We start from the raw sequence: 1,318 nt of genomic DNA on the forward strand, positions 1-1,318 counted from the left end.
TGAACCGCCCCGGGTATCGCGGAGGCTGTTTGGTTTAAGTCACGCCGCCATCGCGGCCTGACGGTTGAGTTGCGTGTAGTAGTTTGCCTCAGCTTCTGCTGGAGGTATATGACCCAGTGGTCCCATCAGCCGCTGGTGGTTAAACCAGGAGACCCATTCCAAGGTTGCCAGCTCCACGGATTCACGCGTCTTCCACGGACCCCGGCGATGGATCAGCTCGGCCTTGTACAGGCCATTGATCGTCTCGGCCAAGGCGTTATCGTAGCTATCGCCCTTGCTGCCGACCGATGGTGCAATGCCGGCCTCGGCCAGTCGCTCGCTGTAGCGTATGGAGACGTATTGCGAGCCCCTGTCGCTGTGATGGATCAGAGCGTCGCCGGGATCGGGCTGCCGGTCGTACAGCGCCTGTTCCAGCGCGTCGAGCACGAAGTCAGTGGTCATGGTGGTGCTGACACGCCAACCCACAATGCGTCGCGCAAACACGTCGATGACGAAAGCCACGTACAGCCAACCCTGCCAGGTCGATACGTACGTGAAATCCGACACCCAGAGCTGGTTGGGCCGATCGGACTTGAACTGCCGGTTGACCCGATCCAGCGGGCAAGGCGCCGACGGATCAGGCACAGTGGTGCGAACACGCTTGCCACGGCGCACGCCCTCCAGCCCCAGACGGCGCATGAGCCGTTCCACGGTACAACGCGCCACCGCAATGTCCTCGCGGTTCATCTGCTTCCAGACCTTCTCGGCACCGTAGGCCTGCATGTTGGCGTGCCAGACACGCTCGATGTGCGGCATCAACAGGTCATCACTCTTCGCCCTGGCGCTGCGCAGTTCCGGGTTGCGCTGCCGGGCCGCGTGGCGCCGGCAAGCCGACGGGGCAACCTGCAACACCTTGCAGATCGGCTCGACCCCGTAGGTATCCCGGTGCTGGTCGATGTACGCGTTCAGGACTTCAGTTTGCGGTCGAGCTCCGCCTGCGCGAAAAAAGCGCTGGCCGTGCGCAGGATGTCGTTGGCACGCCGCAGTTCCTTGTTCTCGCGTTCCAGTTCCTTGATGCGCTGCGCCTCCGCGGTGGTCGTCCCCGGCCGCTTACCGGCGTCGACCTCCGCCCGCTTGACCCAATCCAGCAGGGTCTGTGACGCGCAGCCGATCTTCGGGGCGATCGACTCCACGGCGCCCACAGCGACGGATACTCGCCGCGATGCTCCTGTACCATCCGAACCGAACGCTCACGGACCTCAGGTGAATACTGGTTTGACTTCTTCATGGCTCCATTCTCTCAAGAGTTGAAGCCTCCTCAAAACCCGGGGCGGTTCAA

1 pseudogene and 1 other annotated feature are annotated in these 1,318 nt (G+C 62.7%); the pseudogene reads right to left on the minus strand.

Features of this window, described 5'->3' with window-relative positions:
- Positions 1-39 precede the first annotated feature (39 nt).
- Positions 40-1,267 (minus strand): annotated as a pseudogene (locus KDG50_09310) (IS3 family transposase).
- Positions 874-990: a sequence feature (AL1L pseudoknot), on the minus strand. It overlaps the preceding pseudogene by 117 nt.
- Positions 1,268-1,318: the final 51 nt, after the last annotated feature.

The sequence above is a fragment of the Chromatiales bacterium genome, assembly GCA_020445605.1.
Classification (GTDB): Bacteria; Pseudomonadota; Gammaproteobacteria; order JAGRGH01; family JAGRGH01; genus JAGRGH01.